The 17,184-nt window shown below is 60.2% G+C and carries 16 protein-coding genes; 7 read left to right on the top strand and 9 right to left on the bottom strand.

Annotated features, from left to right (window positions below; genetic code table 11):
- From AC1DVH_RS04195 to AC1DVH_RS04155, 9 genes are all read right to left on the bottom strand, one after another.
- Positions 1-740: acyl-CoA dehydrogenase family protein (locus tag AC1DVH_RS04195; protein WP_477752752.1), on the bottom strand; the 740-nt coding region annotated here is incomplete at its 3' end.
- A 33-nt stretch (positions 741-773) separates the two neighbouring features.
- Positions 774-1,976, bottom strand: coding sequence for a 3-oxoadipyl-CoA thiolase (locus AC1DVH_RS04190; RefSeq protein ID WP_477752751.1), 1,203 nt, complete (start codon positions 1,974-1,976; stop codon positions 774-776).
- A 2-nt stretch (positions 1,977-1,978) separates the two neighbouring features.
- A complete protein-coding gene (locus tag AC1DVH_RS04185) occupies positions 1,979-3,493 on the bottom strand; it encodes a 3-hydroxyacyl-CoA dehydrogenase (protein WP_477752750.1) in 1,515 nt (504 codons plus the stop codon).
- Positions 3,494-3,503: 10 nt separating this feature from the next.
- A complete protein-coding gene (locus AC1DVH_RS04180; protein WP_477752749.1) occupies positions 3,504-4,448 on the bottom strand; it encodes an electron transfer flavoprotein subunit alpha/FixB family protein in 945 nt (314 codons plus the stop codon).
- Positions 4,449-5,198, bottom strand: coding sequence for an electron transfer flavoprotein subunit beta/FixA family protein (locus AC1DVH_RS04175; protein ID WP_477752748.1), 750 nt, complete (start codon positions 5,196-5,198; stop codon positions 4,449-4,451).
- A gap of 30 nt (positions 5,199-5,228) precedes the next feature.
- Positions 5,229-6,371, bottom strand: coding sequence for an acyl-CoA dehydrogenase family protein (locus AC1DVH_RS04170; protein ID WP_477752747.1), 1,143 nt, complete (start codon positions 6,369-6,371; stop codon positions 5,229-5,231).
- An 11-nt stretch (positions 6,372-6,382) separates the two neighbouring features.
- The gene (locus AC1DVH_RS04165) at positions 6,383-7,579 is read right to left on the bottom strand and encodes an acyl-CoA dehydrogenase family protein (protein WP_477752746.1); all 1,197 of its coding nucleotides are present in this window, start codon (positions 7,577-7,579) and stop codon (positions 6,383-6,385) included.
- Positions 7,580-7,627: 48 nt separating this feature from the next.
- Entirely contained in the window at positions 7,628-8,488 is an 861-nt protein-coding gene (locus AC1DVH_RS04160; RefSeq protein WP_477752745.1) for an enoyl-CoA hydratase/isomerase family protein, read from the bottom strand.
- A 57-nt stretch (positions 8,489-8,545) separates the two neighbouring features.
- Positions 8,546-9,322, bottom strand: a complete 777-nt coding sequence (locus tag AC1DVH_RS04155) for an enoyl-CoA hydratase (RefSeq protein ID WP_477752744.1) — start codon at positions 9,320-9,322, stop codon at positions 8,546-8,548.
- 238 nt (positions 9,323-9,560) lie between these two features.
- Here AC1DVH_RS04155 and AC1DVH_RS04150 point away from each other — a divergent pair, with 238 nt between their 5' ends.
- From AC1DVH_RS04150 to AC1DVH_RS04120, 7 genes are all read left to right on the top strand, one after another.
- Positions 9,561-11,156: an AMP-binding protein gene (locus AC1DVH_RS04150; RefSeq protein ID WP_477752743.1), complete on the top strand. Its 1,596-nt coding sequence runs from the start codon at positions 9,561-9,563 to the stop codon at positions 11,154-11,156.
- Between the two features lie 47 nt (positions 11,157-11,203).
- Positions 11,204-11,971 carry an SDR family NAD(P)-dependent oxidoreductase gene (locus AC1DVH_RS04145; RefSeq protein ID WP_477752742.1) on the top strand — a complete coding sequence of 256 codons (768 nt, stop codon included), beginning with the start codon at positions 11,204-11,206 and terminating at the stop codon, positions 11,969-11,971.
- Between the two features lie 31 nt (positions 11,972-12,002).
- A complete protein-coding gene (locus tag AC1DVH_RS04140; protein ID WP_019689441.1) occupies positions 12,003-12,785 on the top strand; it encodes an enoyl-CoA hydratase-related protein in 783 nt (260 codons plus the stop codon).
- A gap of 59 nt (positions 12,786-12,844) precedes the next feature.
- Positions 12,845-13,984 carry a cyclohexanecarboxyl-CoA dehydrogenase gene (gene aliB, locus AC1DVH_RS04135; RefSeq protein WP_477752741.1) on the top strand — a complete coding sequence of 380 codons (1,140 nt, stop codon included), beginning with the start codon at positions 12,845-12,847 and terminating at the stop codon, positions 13,982-13,984.
- Positions 13,985-14,057: 73 nt separating this feature from the next.
- Positions 14,058-14,537, top strand: a complete 480-nt coding sequence (locus tag AC1DVH_RS04130; protein ID WP_477752740.1) for a MarR family winged helix-turn-helix transcriptional regulator — start codon at positions 14,058-14,060, stop codon at positions 14,535-14,537.
- Positions 14,538-14,657: 120 nt separating this feature from the next.
- The gene (locus AC1DVH_RS04125) at positions 14,658-15,959 is read left to right on the top strand and encodes an OprD family porin (protein WP_477752739.1); all 1,302 of its coding nucleotides are present in this window, start codon (positions 14,658-14,660) and stop codon (positions 15,957-15,959) included.
- 313 nt (positions 15,960-16,272) lie between these two features.
- Entirely contained in the window at positions 16,273-16,704 is a 432-nt protein-coding gene (locus tag AC1DVH_RS04120; protein WP_477752738.1) for a bleomycin resistance protein, read from the top strand.
- The last annotated feature ends 480 nt before the right edge of the window (positions 16,705-17,184 follow it).

Raw genomic sequence — 17,184 nt, 5'->3', positions numbered from 1 at the left:
CAGGTGAACGGGCCGCGCAGACCACGCACTTCAGGGAAGGCGTTCTCTTCAGGGCAGAACACATTGTCCATGACGATTTCGCCAGTAATCGACGCACGCAGGCCGACTTTGCCATGGATAACTGGTGCACTCAGGCCCTCCCAGCCCTTCTCCAGGACAAAGCCGCGAATCTGCCCTTCATCGTCCTTGGCCCAGACCACGAAGACATCGGCAATCGGGCTGTTGGTGATCCACATCTTGCTGCCGGTCAGGCGATAGCCGCCGTCGACTTTTCTCGCGCGGGTGATCATCGAGCCCGGGTCAGAGCCATGGTTAGGCTCGGTCAGACCGAAGCAGCCGATGTAATGACCGCTGGCCAGTTTCGGCAGGTACTTTTGCTTGGTGGCTTCGTTGCCGAACTCATTGATCGGTACCATCACCAGGGATGACTGCACGCTCATCATCGAGCGGTAACCTGAGTCCACCCGCTCGACCTCGCGGGCGATCAAGCCGTAGCACACATAGTTCAGGCCACTGCCACCGTAGGTTTCGGGAATGGTCGCGCCGAGTAGACCGGTCTCGCCCATCTCGCGGAAGATCGCCGGGTCCGTCTGCTCGTGACGAAAAGCCTCCAGCACCCGTGGCGCCAGCTTGTCGGCGGCGAACTGCTGGGCGCTGTCGCGGACCATGCGCTCTTCTTCGCTCAGTTGCTGATCCAGCAGCAGCGGGTCGATCCAGTTGAAGCTTGCCTTGTTGCCCATGGGAATTTCTCCGGGTTGGTTCTTGTTATGTTGTCAGTCGAGGCGCTCGATCACGCAGGCGATACCCTGCCCCAGGCCAATACACAGGCTGACCAGGGCGAAGCGACCTTTACTACGTTCCAGCTGACGCACCGCGCTGTAAGCCAGGCGAGCACCGGAGGCACCGAGCGGATGACCAATGGCAATGGCGCCACCATTGGGGTTCAAGCGTGGATCATCGAAGGCCAGGCCAAGTTGCTTGGCACAGCCGAGTACTTGCGAGGCAAACGCCTCGTTGATTTCGATCAGGTCCATGTCCGCCAGGCTCAAGCCTGCTCGCTGCAAGGCCTTGGTGCAGGCAGGCACCGGACCGAGGCCCATCAGGCGCGGCTCGACACCCGCTACCGCGCCGGCCAGGATGCGCGCGCGAGGCCTGAAACCGGCCTTCTCGCCAATGGCACGCGAGCCAATCAGCAGCGCAGCCGCGCCATCGTTGATGCCCGAGGCGTTGCCTGGGGTGACAACGCCGCCGTCAAACAGTGGTTGCAGGCCCGACAGTGCCTCGAAGTTACTTTGCGGACGCGGATGCTCGTCACGGTCGACGATCTTCGGTGGCTGCTTGCGCCCTTGCGCTACCTCGATCGGCAGGATTTCACCAGCCTGGAATCCATCCCGCACTGCTGCGTCGAACAGTGCCTGACTGCGAGCGGCATAGATGTCGGCTTCTTCGCGAGTGATGCCCAGTTCATGAGCGACGTTGTCCGCTGTTTTCGGCATCGAATCGGCACCGAACCCGGACTCTACCTTCGGGTTGGGAAAGCGTGCGCCGAGGGTGCTGTCGTACACCTGAAAGTCGCGCGACCAGGCGCTTTGCGCCTTGGCCACCACGAACGGCGCACGACTCATGCTCTCAACGCCACCCGCAATAAACAGCTCGCCTTCGCCGGTACGTACGGCGCGAGCAGCATCCAGCACGGCGGCCAGGCCGGAGCCGCAGAGACGATTGACAGTCAAACCGCCAACGGCCGTCGGCAGCCCGGACAGCAGCGCAACATGACGCGCCAGGTTGCGCCCGTCCTCACCTGCCTGACTGCTGCAGCCGGCGATCAGGTCTTCATAGTCCTGCGCCTCGAACGGGTTACGCGCCACCAGGGCACGCACCACACCGGCCAGCAGGTCATCGGGGCGCACACCGGCCAGGGCACCGGCATGGCGACCGAACGGCGAACGCAGACCATCGTAGATATAGGCTGTCATGCTCAATCCTCGGCAGTGGTCAGGGGCAGGCCGAGCTGGACCCGGCGCCGCAGCCAGGGGCTGATCCGATAGCGCGGCTCCTGATACAGCTCATGCAATTGGTGCAGGATCTGCTGGATCTGCAATGCACCGTAGTGATCACCAAAAGCCAACGGACCATGGGGGTAACCGAGGGCTAACTGCACCGCACGGTCCAGAGTGGCCGGCTCGGCGATACGACGCTGGGCAATCTCGCAGCCCAGATTGACGATCCCAGCGAGCACACGCTGGGCGATGAAGCCCGGCGAGTCATTGATGACTTCCACCGGCACACCATCGGCGCCCAAGGCCTGGCGTGCTTGCGCCAGCACCTGTGCATCGAGCGCCGGTTGGCGCATCAGTACGCGACGCGTGTCAAAGCCGACGAAGGTTTCCAACGCCAGGCTGCGTCGCGGCGCAAGTCGCTTACGGGCGATCACGCTGCTGGCATCCTCGCCCAGCGGCGTCACCAGGCAGATGGCGGTCGCACTGGGTTGATCGCCCTGCTCCAGCACCACGCCGGCAACGGACAGCACCGCGGCGATCCGCTCGCGGATGGCCGAGTTGCCGCAGTCCAACCAGAACGGCTGGGTGATGGCCACCTGCGGCAGCGCCTGCTGCGCTTCCTCGACCACGCTACCGTCCTGGTAGCGATAGAAACCCTGCCCTGTTTTGCGCCCCAGTAAGCCACTGGCCAGACGGGGGGGCACCATCGCCGACGGGGTGTAGCGCGGGTCCTGATAAAACTGCGTGTGTATCGACTCCATCACCGCATGGGAGATGTCGAGGCCTACCAGGTCGAACAACTCGAACGGCCCCATGCGAAAGCCGAGGCTGTCCTTGAGGATGCGATCGATTTGCGCCGGGGTGGCGATCCCTTCGCCCAGGATACGCAACGCCTCCGGACCGAAGGCCCGCCCGGCGTGATTGACCAGGAAGCCTGGTGAGTCGGGGGTCGTCGCGGCAAAATGACCGGCACGCCCGGCCAACGTCGCCAGGCGCTCGACCACCTTCGGGTCGGTCAGCTCGCCGCGCACCACTTCGACGATTCTCATCAGTGGCACCGGGTTGAAAAAATGAAACCCGGCCACCCGCTCAGGATGTCGGCAGGCACTGGCAATCAGGCTCACCGACAAGGAGGAGGTGTTGGTCGCCAGCACCGCGTCGACCCTGACCACTTGCTCCAACGCACGGAACAACCCCTGCTTGGCCTCGAGGTTCTCAACGATCGCCTCGATCAATAAATCACAATCGGCAAGAGCCTCAAGGCTATTGGCCGCGCGCATGCAAGACAGTGCGCTGGCCAGCGCTTCACTGCTCAACTTGCCCTTGGCTGCGGAACGCTCAAGCAACTCCCGATTGGCTTTTAGCGCCTCCTCCGTCGCTTCGCTGCGGCTGTCATACAGCAACACCGGAACGCCTGCGGTGGCGAACAACTGAGCGATCCCCCGGCCCATCGCGCCGCTGCCGATTACACCGATTTGTTTGAACGTATCCACAAGCACCTCCTCAGATCGCCCGCTCCAGTTCCGGCACGGCGTCGAACAGATCCGCCACCAGGCCGTAGTCGGCCACTTGGAAGATCGGCGCCTCTTCGTCCTTGTTGATCGCAACGATCACTTTAGAATCCTTCATGCCGGCCAGATGCTGGATGGCGCCGGAGATGCCCACCGCGATGTACAGCTGCGGCGCGACGATCTTGCCGGTCTGGCCGACCTGCATGTCGTTCGGCACAAAACCGGCATCGACGGCAGCACGCGACGCCCCCACGCCCGCGCCGAGCTTGTCGGCCAGCGCATAGAGGTGTTTGAAATTGTCGCCGTTCTGCATGCCACGGCCACCCGAAACGACGATCTTCGCAGTGGTCAGCTCCGGGCGATCGGACTTGGCCAGCTCTTCACTGACGAAAGCCGACTGACTGCTGTCGATGACTATGGCGAGAGCTTCGATGACGGCTTTGCCACCTTCGGCGGCAGAGGCGTCAAACCCGGTACCGCGCACGGTGATCACCGTTACGGCGGCAGACGACTGCACCGTCGCGATGGCGTTGCCCGCATAGATCGGGCGTTTGAAGGTATCGGCGCTTTCGACCGCAATAATCTCCGAGATCTGGTCGACATCCAGTTGCGCAGCAACCCGCGGCAGGATGTTCTTACCATTACTGGTCGCGGCAGCCAGGATGTGGCTGTAACTATCAGCCCCGGCTTCTTGAACAAGCGCGACTATCAAAGGCGCGACGTTTTCCGGCAACTGGTGAGCGTAGGCAGCGTTATCGGCCAGCAGCACTTTAGCCACGCCAGCGACTTTCGCCGCCGCTTCAGCCACGACGCCAGCGCCCTGACCTGCGACCAGCACATGAATGTCGCCACCGATCTGCTGCGCTGCGGTCACGGTATTGAGGGTAGCGGCCGCCAGTGCTGCGTTGGTGTGTTCAGCGATAACCAGGATAGCCATTCAGATCACCTTCGCTTCGTTCTTGAGTTTTTCGACCAGTTCGGCCACCGACTTGACCTTGATCCCGGCACTACGCGCGGCCGGTGCCTCGACTTTCAGGGTCAGCACGGTGCAGGCGCAGCTGATGCCCAGGGCGCTCGGCGTGAGCACCTCCAGCGGCTTCTTCTTGGCCTTCATGATGTTGGGTAGCGATGCGTAGCGCGGCTCGTTCAAACGCAGGTCGGTGGTGACGATGGCCGGCAGTTTCAGGGCGACCGTCTGTGCGCCGCCGTCTATTTCGCGGGTCACCGCAACGCTGTCGCCGCTGATGGCGACTTTTGAGGCGAACGTGCCCTGACCGTAACCGCTCAATGCAGCGAGCATCTGGCCGGTCTGGTTGTTGTCGCTGTCGATGGACTGTTTGCCAAGGATCACCAACTGCGGCTGCTCCTTGTCGACAACGGCCTTCAACAGTTTGGCAACGGTCAGGGAGCCCAGGTCTTCGCCGGCATCGACCAGGATGGCACGGTCGGCACCCAGTGCCAGGGCCGTGCGCAGCTGCTCCTGTGCCGCACTGCTACCAATGCTGATGACCACAACCTCAGTGGCAATGCCTTGTTCTTTAAGGCGCACCGCTTCTTCCACGGCAATTTCGCAGAAGGGGTTCATCGCCATCTTGACGTTAGCAAGGTCAACGCCGGAGCTGTCCACCTTGACGCGGACCTTGACGTTGAAATCAACCACACGCTTTACCGCAACCAGTACTTTCATAGTGTGTTCCCGTGTTAGTGCAGTGATGGATCAGGCGCTGTGCAGTAGCTCGGCGTAGGCCTGCAAATGATGATCGTCATCGCCCAATTGGTGACCCAGCATCACCAACCTCTTGGCGTGATGGGCCAAGTTGTATTCCCAGGTCATTCCGATACCGCCGTRCAACTGGATCGCTTGCTCGGCGATCAGGCGTGCGGCGCGGACCACCACGAATTTGGCAGCGGCCAGTTGCCGGCTGCGTTCATCGCTATCGGCCTGGTCGGCCACGCAGGCAGCAAGGATCGCCATCGAGGTGGCCATTTCCAGCTCGCCGCGCATGTCGGCCATGCGGTGCTGCAACACCTGGAATTTGCCGATTGGCGCACCGAACTGCTTGCGCGTCTTGAGGTATTCGAGGGTCAGGCGAAAAGCTTCCTGCATGCCACCGACGGCCTCGGCGCACTGCCCGGCAATGGCGCGGCCCTGCTGATAACGCAAGGCCGGCAAGACCTCGCCGACGTTACCGAGCAAAGCGCCCCTGCCCACAAAGACATCATCCAGGATCAAGTCGCTGGCACGCGGGCCATCGATGCAGGGGTAATCGTGACGCTGCAACCCATAAGCTTGCGCCTCGACCAGAAACACGCTGATGCCGTGTTCGCAACATGCATCACCGCTAGTGCGCGCCGACACCAGGATCAACCCCGCATTGGCAGCACCCACCACGCAGATCTTGCGCCCGGACAGACACCAGCCACCCTCGACCGGGCGCGCCTGGGTGTGCACATCGTGCAGTTGGTAGTGGCTTTGCAGTTCTTCCAGCGCCACGGCCAGTTGCAAAGAACCTTCGGCCACTTGCGGCAGCAGGTCCGCCTGCTGGCTGGCATCGCCCAGTTGCTGTAGCAGACCGGCCGCGTGAATCTGCGATTGCAGGAACGGCTCCAGGCATAGGTTGCGACCGAGCTCGGTCATGATCAGCATGTTGTCCACGCCGCTGCCACCGAAGCCGCCATGTTCCTGGGCAATCGGCACCGAACAAAGGCCCAGTTCAGCCATCTGGCTCCAGAATGCCGGGCTCATGCCGGCTTCGCTGTGGTAGTAGCCTTCGCGGGCTTCGAAGCTGTAGTGATCGCGGGCCAGTCGGGCCACGGTGTCCTGCAGCATCTGCTGCTCGGAGCTGAGTGTGAAGTCCATTGCGTACCTCCTTAAAGCTCAAGAATCATCTTGGCGATGATGTTCTTTTGAATTTCATTGGAGCCGCCGTAGATAGACAGCTTGCGCAGGTTGAAATACTGACTGGCGGGGGCCGCGCTGTAATCGCTGTGCAGCGGGGTGCCTGTGAAGTCGTCGTGCAGTTCCGTCTCGACAAAAGGCAACGCCTTGACGCCAAGCGCTTTACGCAGCAAGTGGCTGATGGCCTGGCGAATTTCCGAACCCTTGATCTTCAGGATCGAGCTTTCGGCACCGGGCACACCGCCGGCCTGGGCTGCGGCGAGGATGCGCAAGGTGCTCATCTCGATCGCCAGCAGCTGAATCTCCACCTCGGCGACCTGCAAGCGAAACTGCGGGTCCTCCAGCAACGGCCGACCATTGCGCAGTTCCTGCAGGGCGACCTGCTTGAGATGCGCCAGTGCGGCTTTGGACTGGCCGATGCCGGCCTGCCCGGTGCGCTCGTGGGTCAGCAGGTACTTGGCACAGGTCCAGCCCTGATTTTCCTCACCTACAAGGTTTTCCACCGGCACGCGCACGGTGTCGAAGAACACTTCGTTGACTTCGTGCTCGCCTTCAAGGGTGATGATCGGGCGCACGCTGATGCCGGGCGTGGTCATGTCGATCAGCAGGAAGGAAATGCCCCGCTGCTGCTGGGCTTCACTGTCAGTGCGCACCAGGCAGAAAATCATGTTGGCGTGCTGACCCAGGGTGGTCCAGGTTTTCTGGCCGTTGACCACATAGTGGTCGCCCTCACGCACAGCGCGGGTCTTGAGGCTGGCCAGGTCCGAGCCTGCGCCCGGTTCGGAATAGCCCTGGCACCACCAGTCTTCGCCCGACAGAATCCTCGGCAAGTAATGCGCCTGCTGCGCCGGGCTGCCGAATTTCATGATCACCGGTGCAACCATGTTGACGCCGAAGGAGATCAGGCGCGGCGCACCGAAGGCTGCGCACTCCTCCTCGAAAATGTGTTTTTGCACCACGCCCCAACCGGTGCCACCAAAGGCCACCGGCCAATTGGCCGCGTACCAGCCGCGGCGGGCGAGGATGCGCTGCCAGCGTTGGTGGTCGTCCTTGCTCAAACGCTTGCCCAAGCGAACTTTGCTGGCGATGTCTGCTGGCAGCGCGTCACGAAGAAAGGCTCGCACCTCAGCGCGGAACTCAACCTCGGCAGGTGTGTAGTGGATGTCCATGCAAAGTCCTCTATCGATGGTCAGGCCAACCCCAGGCTGGCCTCGGGTTCAGCCTTGGCGTTTCTTGGCCGCCTGGCGCCGGGCAAAGAAGTCTTCGATCAGAGCCGCGCGCTGGGGCGATGCCATGCATTCGAGAAACAGTGCGCGCTCGCGCTGCAAGCCTTCGATCAATGGCATTTGGATCGCTGCTTCGACTGCAGCAAGGCAGCGCGGCGTCGAGAAAGAATCAGGTTGGGTTCGGCAGATTTCGCTGCGCCGGGCCGCAATCAATGCGCTCGCCTCGGCAGGCGCCGTTGGCACCGTCATCTGGCCGACGCGCCGCACGGAAACCCGCTCGACCAACAGTTGCCGCGCATGCTGGAGGCCTGCGACCAGAGGCTCATCATCGAACAGTGCGTCTACAAGACCGAGCCACAGTGCCTGAGTTGCCTCGATCGGCTCACCGGTGATGATTATGTCGAGTGCATTTTCCACACCGACCAAACGCGGCAGGCGTTGGCTGCCGCCACCACCGGGCAACAGGCCCAGACGGGTTTCCGGCAGGCCGAGTCGGGAGGAGCTGTGAGCGATGCGGTAGTGACAGCCCAGCGCGATTTCCAGCCCCCCGCCCAGCACCGATCCGTGCAACACCGCCAGCGAAGGCTTGTTGCCGTTCTCTATGGCCATGGTCAGCGTTTGCAGGATTGGCGCCTGGGCAGGCTGGCCGAACTCGCGAATATCGGCGCCGGCAATAAAGGTCTTCCCGGCGCAATAGAGCATGATCAATTCGACCTGCTCGTCCCGTTCGGCTGCAATAAAAGCTTCCAGCAGCCCGGCGCGCACGGCATGGCCTAGGGCATTGACCGGTGGGTTGTCGACCCGGATCAAGGCCACGCCTTCCTCGCGGGTCATTTGCACGACTGAAGTCATTGGACTGTTCCTCTTGCTCTTCTTGTTTTTATGTTGCTTGCCAAGCGATCGCGCTTATCAGCGATGAGTCCACACCGGCTGGCGCTTCTGGGCGAAGGCCTGCATGCCCTCCTTCTGGTCTTGACTGGCGAAACTGGCGTGCATCAAACGGCGCTCGAACTGCACACCCTCGGCCAAGGTGGTTTCAAAGGCACGGTTAACCGCTTCTTTATTGAGTTTCACCGCAATGGCCGGATGAGCGGCAATTTGCGAGGCCACGACCAGGGCTTCAGCCAGCAGGTCAGCCAGGGGCACCACACGGCTGATCAAGCCGCAGCGCTCGGCCTCATCGACTTCCATGAAGCGCCCGGTCAGGCACAGGTCCATGGCCTTGGCTTTGCCGATGGCGCGGGTCAGGCGCTGGGTGCCGCCGGCACCGGGCAACGTGCCGACCTTGACTTCGGGCTGGCCGAAACGGGCGTTGTCGGCCGCAATGACCATGTCGCACATCATCGCCAGCTCGCAACCACCACCCAGCGCCAGGCCGGCAACCGCTGCAATCACCGGTTTGCGGCAGCGGGTGACGGTTTCCCAGTTGGCCGTGACGAAATCTTCCAGGTACACATCGGCAAAGCCCTTGAACTGCAATTCGCTGAGGTCGGCACCGGCCGCGAAGGCTTTGTCGTTGCCGGTAATGACCACGGCCCGAATCTGCTCATCGGCTTCGAAGGCCAGCAGCGCCTGGCCCAGCTCGGTCATCAAGGCGTCATTGAGGGCGTTATAGACAGTCGGGCGATTCAAACGGATCAGGCCGACGGCTGCACGCCGCTCGACAAGGATATTCAGGAAAACCATGTCACCTACCTCTTGTTGTCCGGGAATGCCTTCGAATATATCCACAGAAAAATATAAAGACAACATGTTGACATATTAATTTTGAAAGCCTTATCTTCAGCTCATCGAAAGGGCAATACCAGATCGTAAGAGAATAACAACTCCAACCCTTAAGAGTCGATATCTATAAATGAACACCTGGACAGGCACACCAGCAGATCGTCATCCAGAAACGTCCATCACCAGCACTAGTAGTGACATGATCATTACAGATTACTGGGATGAACAGCTTGCCCGAGGCGCAGACTGCCGCGCCCTGTCGAGCTACCAGGCTGGCGAGGACAACCCCGTCTCGTTTACCTACGGCGAACTGGATGCAGTGGTTACCCGCATGGGTACCGGCCTGGCCGCCCTGGGTGTGGAAAAAGGCAGCGTGGTGTCTTGCCAGTTGCCTAACGGCTGGCAGATGACGGCATTGTTCCTGGCCTGCGCCCGTATCGGTGCCGTGTTCAACCCACTGATGCCGATCTTCCGGGAACGCGAGCTGCGCTTCATGCTCGGCCATGCCCGCAGTCATCTGCTGGTCGTGCCCAAAAACTTCCGGGGGTTCGATTACGCCAGCATGGCTGAAGGCTTGCGCACCGATCTGCCGGAACTGCGCCATGTACTGGTAATAGGTGGCGACGGCGACAACAGCTTTGAACAGCAACTGCTCAATCGGGAATGGGAAAATAATGGCGATACTCAGGTTCTGTTCGCCGAGCGTCGCCCGCAAGCCGACGACATTGTCCAACTGCTGTTCACCTCCGGCACCACCGGTGAACCCAAGGGCGTGCTGCACACTTCCAGAACCCTGTTGAGCAATATCATTCCTTATGCCGAACGCCTGGAACTTGGCCACGAAGACATTATCTTCATGGCCTCGCCCATGGCGCATCAGACCGGCTTTCTCTACGGCATGCTGATGCCCATCTACCTCGGGGCGGCGGCGGTACTGCAAGACGTCTGGGATGCACGCACCGCCATCAGGATCGCTGCCGCCGAGCACCCCACCTTTACGATGGCCTCGACACCGTTTCTCGCCGATTTGATCGAACTCGCGCCGCAGAACGGCGATGCGCTGTCGAGCCTGCGTATTTTTGTTTCGGCCGGCGCCCCCATTCCGGAAAGCCTGGTGGAAAAGGCAGGCAAGAGCATCAACGCGAAAATCATCTCGGCCTGGGGCATGACTGAAACCGGCGCCTCGACCATGACACGTCCGCAGGATCATCCCGAGTGGGCCATCTACACCGACGGCGTGGCCCTGCCCCTGATGGAGGTGCAGGTGGTCGACGATGCCGGGATTGAAGTCCCTGCCGGCAGCGAAGGCCACCTTCAGGTCCGTGGCGCCAGTCTGTTCGTGGGTTACCTCAAGCGTCCCGATCTATACAGCGTCGATGCCCAGGGCTGGTTCGCCACCGGCGATCTGGCCCGCATGGATGCCCAGGGCTATATCCGCATCACCGGGCGAACCAAGGATGTGGTTATCCGGGGCGGCGAAAACATCCCGGTGGTGGAGGTGGAAAACCTGCTCTACAAGCACCTGGCCATTTCGGCAGTGGCCCTGGTTGGCTGCCCGGACGAGCGTCTTGGCGAGCGTGTCTGCGCCTACGTCACCTTGCATGACGGTTATACGGACCTGAGCCTCGATGACGCGGTGACCTTCCTGCTCGAACACAACCTGTCGCGCAACTACTTGCCCGAATACCTGGAAGTGCTGCCCGCCCTGCCCCGCACGCCCTCCGGAAAAATCCAGAAATTCAAGCTGCATGAGCGGGCCGCGAGCATTCGCATCGACCCGGCCAAGCGTCGCTGATCCACACATTCGAAACACGCAACTCAACTGACTTGGAGAATGCCCCTATGAAAGGCCTTAGTGGAAAAACCGTGATCATCACCGGTGGTGGCGGCGGCATCGGTCGCGCCGTCTGTCAGCGTTTCGCTGCCGAAGGGAGCCTGGTTGCCGTGCTTGATCGCGACAGTGCCGCGGCGCAAACCACCGTCGATCTGATCCGTGAAGCCGGTGGCAAAGCAGTCGCTTACGCCGCCGACATCGCCGAATACGCCGCCATCACCGAAACCGTGGCCGCCATCGAAAACGACTTGGGGGTACCGACGGTACTGGTCAACAACGCCGGTTTCGACCGTTTCATGCCGTTCCTCAAGACCGAGCCCAAGCTGTGGGAACAGTTGATTTCAATCAACCTGACCGGCGCCCTGAACATGCACCACGTGGTGCTGCCGAAAATGCTCGAGGCCGGTGGCGGCAAAGTCATCAACGTTGCCTCCGATGCCGCCCGCGTCGGCTCGTCGGGAGAGGCGGTTTACGCGGCCTGCAAGGCCGGCCTGGTGGGTTTGAGCAAAACTCTGGCGCGGGAACTGGCGACCAAGAACATCAATGTCAACGTGGTCTGCCCCGGTCCGACCGACACCGCGCTGCTCAAGAGCGTGGCCGAAACCTCCAGCAACCCGGAAAAGCTCCTGGAAGCCTTCAAGAATGCCGTGCCGATGCGTCGCCTCGGCCAACCGGAAGACTATCCAGGAATCATCGCCCTGCTCGCCAGCGACGATGCCAATTTCATCACCGGTCAAGTGATCAGCGTGTCCGGCGGCCTGACGATGGCTGGCTAAGCCAGGCGACACTCAAATGGGAGAGCATGCAATGAACTACGAAGACATCCTGTACCAAGAACTCAATGGCGTCGCAACCATCACCATCAACCGTCCCGAGCGCTACAACGCGTTTCGCGGCCAGACCTGCATGGAGCTGCTTGACGCTTTCAACCGCGCCGGCTGGAACAAGGAAATCGGCGTCATCGTCTTCACCGGCGCTGGCGACAAGGCGTTCTGCACCGGTGGCGACCAGGGCGCCCATGAAGGCCAATACGACGGTCGCGGCCTGATCGGCCTGCCGGTCGAAGAGCTGCAGAACCTGATCCGCGAAGTGCCCAAACCAGTGATCGCCCGGGTCAACGGCTTTGCCATCGGTGGCGGGCACGTGCTGCACGTGGTCTGCGACCTGAGCATCGCCTCCGACAAAGCCGTGTTCGGTCAGGTCGGCCCCAAGGTCGGCTCGGTCGATCCGGGTTACGGCACCGCCTACCTGTCGCGCCTGATCGGTGAAAAACGCGCCCGCGAGATCTGGTACCTGTGCCGCAAGTACAGTGCCCAACAAGCTCTGGATTGGGGCCTGGTCAATGCCGTGGTACCCCACGAACAGCTCGATGAAGAAGTACAGAAGTGGTGCGAGGAAATTCTCGAGAAGAGCCCGACCGCGCTGTCCATCGCCAAGCGCTCGTTCAATGCCGACAGCGCCAATATCGGCGGTATCGGCGGCCTGGGCATGCAGGCCCTGAGTCTGTACTACGACACTGAAGAGTCCAAGGAAGGCGTCGCCGCGTTCAAGGAAAAGCGCAAGCCCGAGTTCCGCAAATTCTACAAATGATCCCTGTGCCGGCAGCCATCCCGCTGCCGGCACAGCACCCGAATGGCCTGGAGAGCATCATGAATTTTGCATTCACAGAACAACAAAATGCCATCCGCGAAAGCGTTGCACGATTCAGCGCTGACGTACTCGCCCCCGGTTACCGCCAACGGGATCGCGATGGCCGCATCGAGCGCGAAGTCATTTCCCAGATGGGTGAAATGGGTCTGCTCGGCGGTGAACTGCCAGAAGAATTCGGCGGCAGCGGCCTGGACTGCGTCACCGCCGGCCTGATCATCGAAGAACTGGCCCGTGGTGACTTCAATGTAGCGTACATCCCACTGCTGACTTCGCTAAACGGACAAATCATCGCTCAGTACGCCGAATCCTCGCTGGCCCGGGAATGGCTGGGTGAAATGACCGCCGGGCGCAAGGTCGCCTGCATCGCCCTGACCGAACCCAGCGGCGGATCGGACGCCGCCAGCCTGCGCCTGAAGGCCGAACTCAAGGGCGACGTTTATGTGCTCAACGGTGAGAAAACGTCCATCTCCATGGCCGATCAGGCTGACGTCGCCGTGGTCTTCGCCCGCACCGGTACGGTAGAGCAACGCGCCAGTGGCATCAGCGCGTTCCTGGTCCCCATGAACCTGCCGGGTATCAGCACCACTCGCTTCGACGATGCCGGTGAGCGTGCCATTGGCCGCGGCTCGATCTTCTTCGACAACGTTGAGGTGCCGGTCAACCATCGCCTGGGTGATGAGAACAAGGGATTCAAACAGGTCATGCAAGGCTTCGACTACAGTCGCGCCCTGATCGGCCTGCAGTGCCTGGCCCTGGCCCAGCAATCGCTGGATGAAACCTGGCATTGGCTGACCGAGCGCAAGGCCTTCGGCCAAGCCTTATCTACCTTTCAGGGTTTGACCCACCCACTGGCAGAATTGCAGACCTACGTGCATGCTGCGCGCCTGCAGTGCTATTACGCCTTGTGGCTCAAGGATAATAAGCTGCCGCACAATGCCGAGGCGGCCATGAACAAATGGTGGGGACCGAAACTGGCGTTCGATGTGGTAAAGCAGTGTTTGCTGGCCCATGGACACACCGGATATGGCGAGGACCTGCCGTTCGCCCAGCGCTTGCGCGATGTACTTGGCCTGCAAATCGGTGACGGCACCGCGCAGATCATGAAAAATATCATCGCGCGCGAGTTTGTCCCTAGCTGATGCCCTGTCTGCTCCGCCAGGCCAGGCGCTCATACAATCGCGCTCGCCCTGACGGAGCCGACAAGGAACATTAATGAACAATAGCGATACCCGATCCGTACCCAATACGCTGTTTTTCCGGTTGTTCCAGACCGGCAACGTGCTGCAAAGGCAAGTCCAGAAAGAGATGGGCATCWGCACGGTGCAATGGGCCGTGCTCGGCGCACTGTCACGTGAACGTTATGAAGGCGGTATCTCGTTCTTTGAACTGACCGAGTACCTGTTCGTCAGCCGCCAGAGCCTGGACGGCGTGCTCAAGCGCATGGAACGCGATAATCATGTGCTACGCGTACCGCACCCGGATGACGGACGTGCACGCCTGGTGCAATTGACCGATACCGGCAGGGCATTCTGGGACTCGTTGCAGGAGCGGATCCAGACGTTTTACCAGCAGGCGTTGAAAGGCTTCAGTTTCGACGACAGTGTCAGCTTCCTGCATTACCTCAACAAGCTACAAGGCGACATGGCAGCCATATCGCTTGGCGACGAGCAGCAAGACGACGAGGCGCAATAGTCCGATTTCAACCTTCCTGCCCTCGCCGAAGAGTCATTGTTCATAAAACCCTAAAACAGCCCCCTTCCAGGGGCTGGCTGAACAACAAAAACAACTCACAGCAGGCAGGAACATCTCATCATGCGTACAGCCAATCCCGTCACCGGGCATATGGCCGGGCCGACTCATGCCCGGTATTCCCTGACAGCCTCTTGTGTGTCTGCGTTATTGCTCGCTACACAGGCCCATGCAGACCTGATCGCCGATAGTCACTTGAGCCTGGAAACGCGAAATTTCTACATGAATCGCGATTACCGGGACGCGGGTCTGTCCGACGGACCACGCCATGATGGCAAGCCCCAGAACAAGGCCGAAGACTGGGCTCAAGGCTTCATTCTGCGCGGTAACTCGGGGTTCACCGAGGGTACGATTGGCGTTGGCCTGGATGTCCTGGGGCTGGTCGGCGTCAAGCTCGACTCCGGCGGCGGTAGCAGCGGTACGGGTGTCCTGCAGCGCAATCAACGAACCGGCGAGCCGGTCGATGAGTACAGCTTCCTGGCTCCGACCGCCAAGCTCAAAGTCGCCAAGACCCTGGTCACCCTCGGCAACCACGAACCGGTGATGCCGGTGCTGTTTCGCAATGACACGCGCCTGCTGCCACAAACCTATCAGGGTGGTCAGGTCGTCTCCACCGACATCCAGAACCTGAGCCTCACTGCCGGACAGTTTCGCCAGGCCCACCAGCGTGACTCGTCCGACTACGAAGACATGCGCATGGCGGCCGACGGCTCCACCGGCGGCGTGCCCTCGGACCGTTTCAACTACGCAGGCGCAACCTACTCCATCCAGCCCGATCTCAGTGCCACGTTTTACCACGCGGAACTGAAGGATAATTACAGCCAGAATGCCGCCAGTCTTTTGTACAAATCGGCCCTGACCGAAAGCATCAACCTGAAGGCCGACATGCGCTACTTCGGCAGCGATGACGAGGGCCAGACCAACGTCGACAACCGCTATCTGGGCGGCATGTTCACTTTGAGCAGCCACGGTCATTCACTAGGCATTGGTTATCAAAACCAAAGTGGCGACACCGGCCTTCCCTATCTGTTGGTCGCCGACCCCTGGGCCTTGAACAACGGCACCTACCAACCCTTCGTCCGGGCCAGGGAAGACTCCTGGCAATTGCGCTACGACTATGACTTTGCCCCCATGGGTATGCCCGGATTGACACTGATGACGCGCTACATGCGAGGCGATGATTTCGATATTCGAGGCGTTGCCGCCAAAGAGTGGGAGCGCAATACCGACATTGCCTACGTGATCCAGAGCGGGCCTTTACGAAACCTGAGCCTGCGCTGGCGCAATGTCACTTATCGCGGCAGCGAAACGACGGATGTCGATGAAAATCGACTGATCGTCGCTTACACGTTCAAGTTCTGGTAACCCAGGTCTTCGCTAATTGTCCCTGAATTGGATTCAGACGGAGTAGCCTCACCACAACCCGGGTCAGAATGTACCTGGGTTGTGCCACCGCTGAGGCGAGGGTTTGCTTTCAATTGCTGACCTTCGCGACAGGCAGCAATCGGCTGAAGCCGCCATTCAACGCAACTCGATAATACTCTCCCGACCGTGCATCATCATGCTCGTCACGTCCCGTGTGGCACCAATGCCAGAAGTGCAGAGCACTGATACCGTGAAAAAGTTATTTAGACTGCCCGAACCCGGCGAATGAGCTTATTGAAATGGAAGTCATCTCATGTTTGAACGTAACAAACTGGTTCCAGAGTTAATGGTTACTGACCTGGATAGCAGCCTGGCTTTTTGGGTGTCTTGCCTAGGGCTCGAAGTAGCTTATCAACGCCCGGAGGATGGATTCGCTTACCTCGACTTAAATGGTGCTCAAGTAATGCTGGAGCAGGTTGATCCGGACGCAGGCCAATGGCTGACTGCGCCCCTGACCAAGCCGTTTGGTAGAGGAATTAACCTACAGATTGACGTTGTGGCTGTCGCACCAATCATCCAAAAACTTGGCCACGCTGGATTTCCGCTCTATCGAGGATGCAAAGACACCTGGTATCGGGCTAACAATGTAGAAGTAGGCCAGCGCGAATTCATCGTCCAGGATCCCGATGGTTATCTCGTAAGGTTGGTAGAACGGTTGGGTGAGCGGCCGGTTTGTTCAATCTGAACGCGAGCCAAGTCGACCGGTTGAATCCACAGTTGATTGCAGCCCTTGCCGGCAGGCAGCAATCGGCCAATAGCGCCGGCAACGTGCAACGTGCAACGTGCAACGTGCAACGTGCAACGTGCAACGTGCAACGTGCAACGTGCAACGTGCAACGTGCAACGTGCAACAGGAATGAACCCACAAAAACCGTCGTCAATTCACTTATCAAGCTGAGACCAAGACTCACGGGACAAACTCCGCCCTTGTTATCACAGCCGAAGATTCCACCTAGAGCCAATGGTTTTGTAGGGTAACACCGACCAAAAATAAAAAGGGGGCGCGAGATAAAGTCTCGCAACCCCTTGAATTATATGGTCGGGACGGAGTGATTCGAACACTCGGCCCCTAGCACCCCAACTCCTTTTGCATATTTCTTGAAAGCTTTGAAAATTTCACTCTGAATTTTTCCAAGCGAGTATTTACTTGAACTCCAGCGGTGTT

Source organism: Pseudomonas sp. P4_C3, from assembly GCF_056402075.1.
The sequence above is the reverse complement of the archived record's forward strand: the minus strand, read 5'-3'. Positions and strand labels throughout refer to the sequence as shown.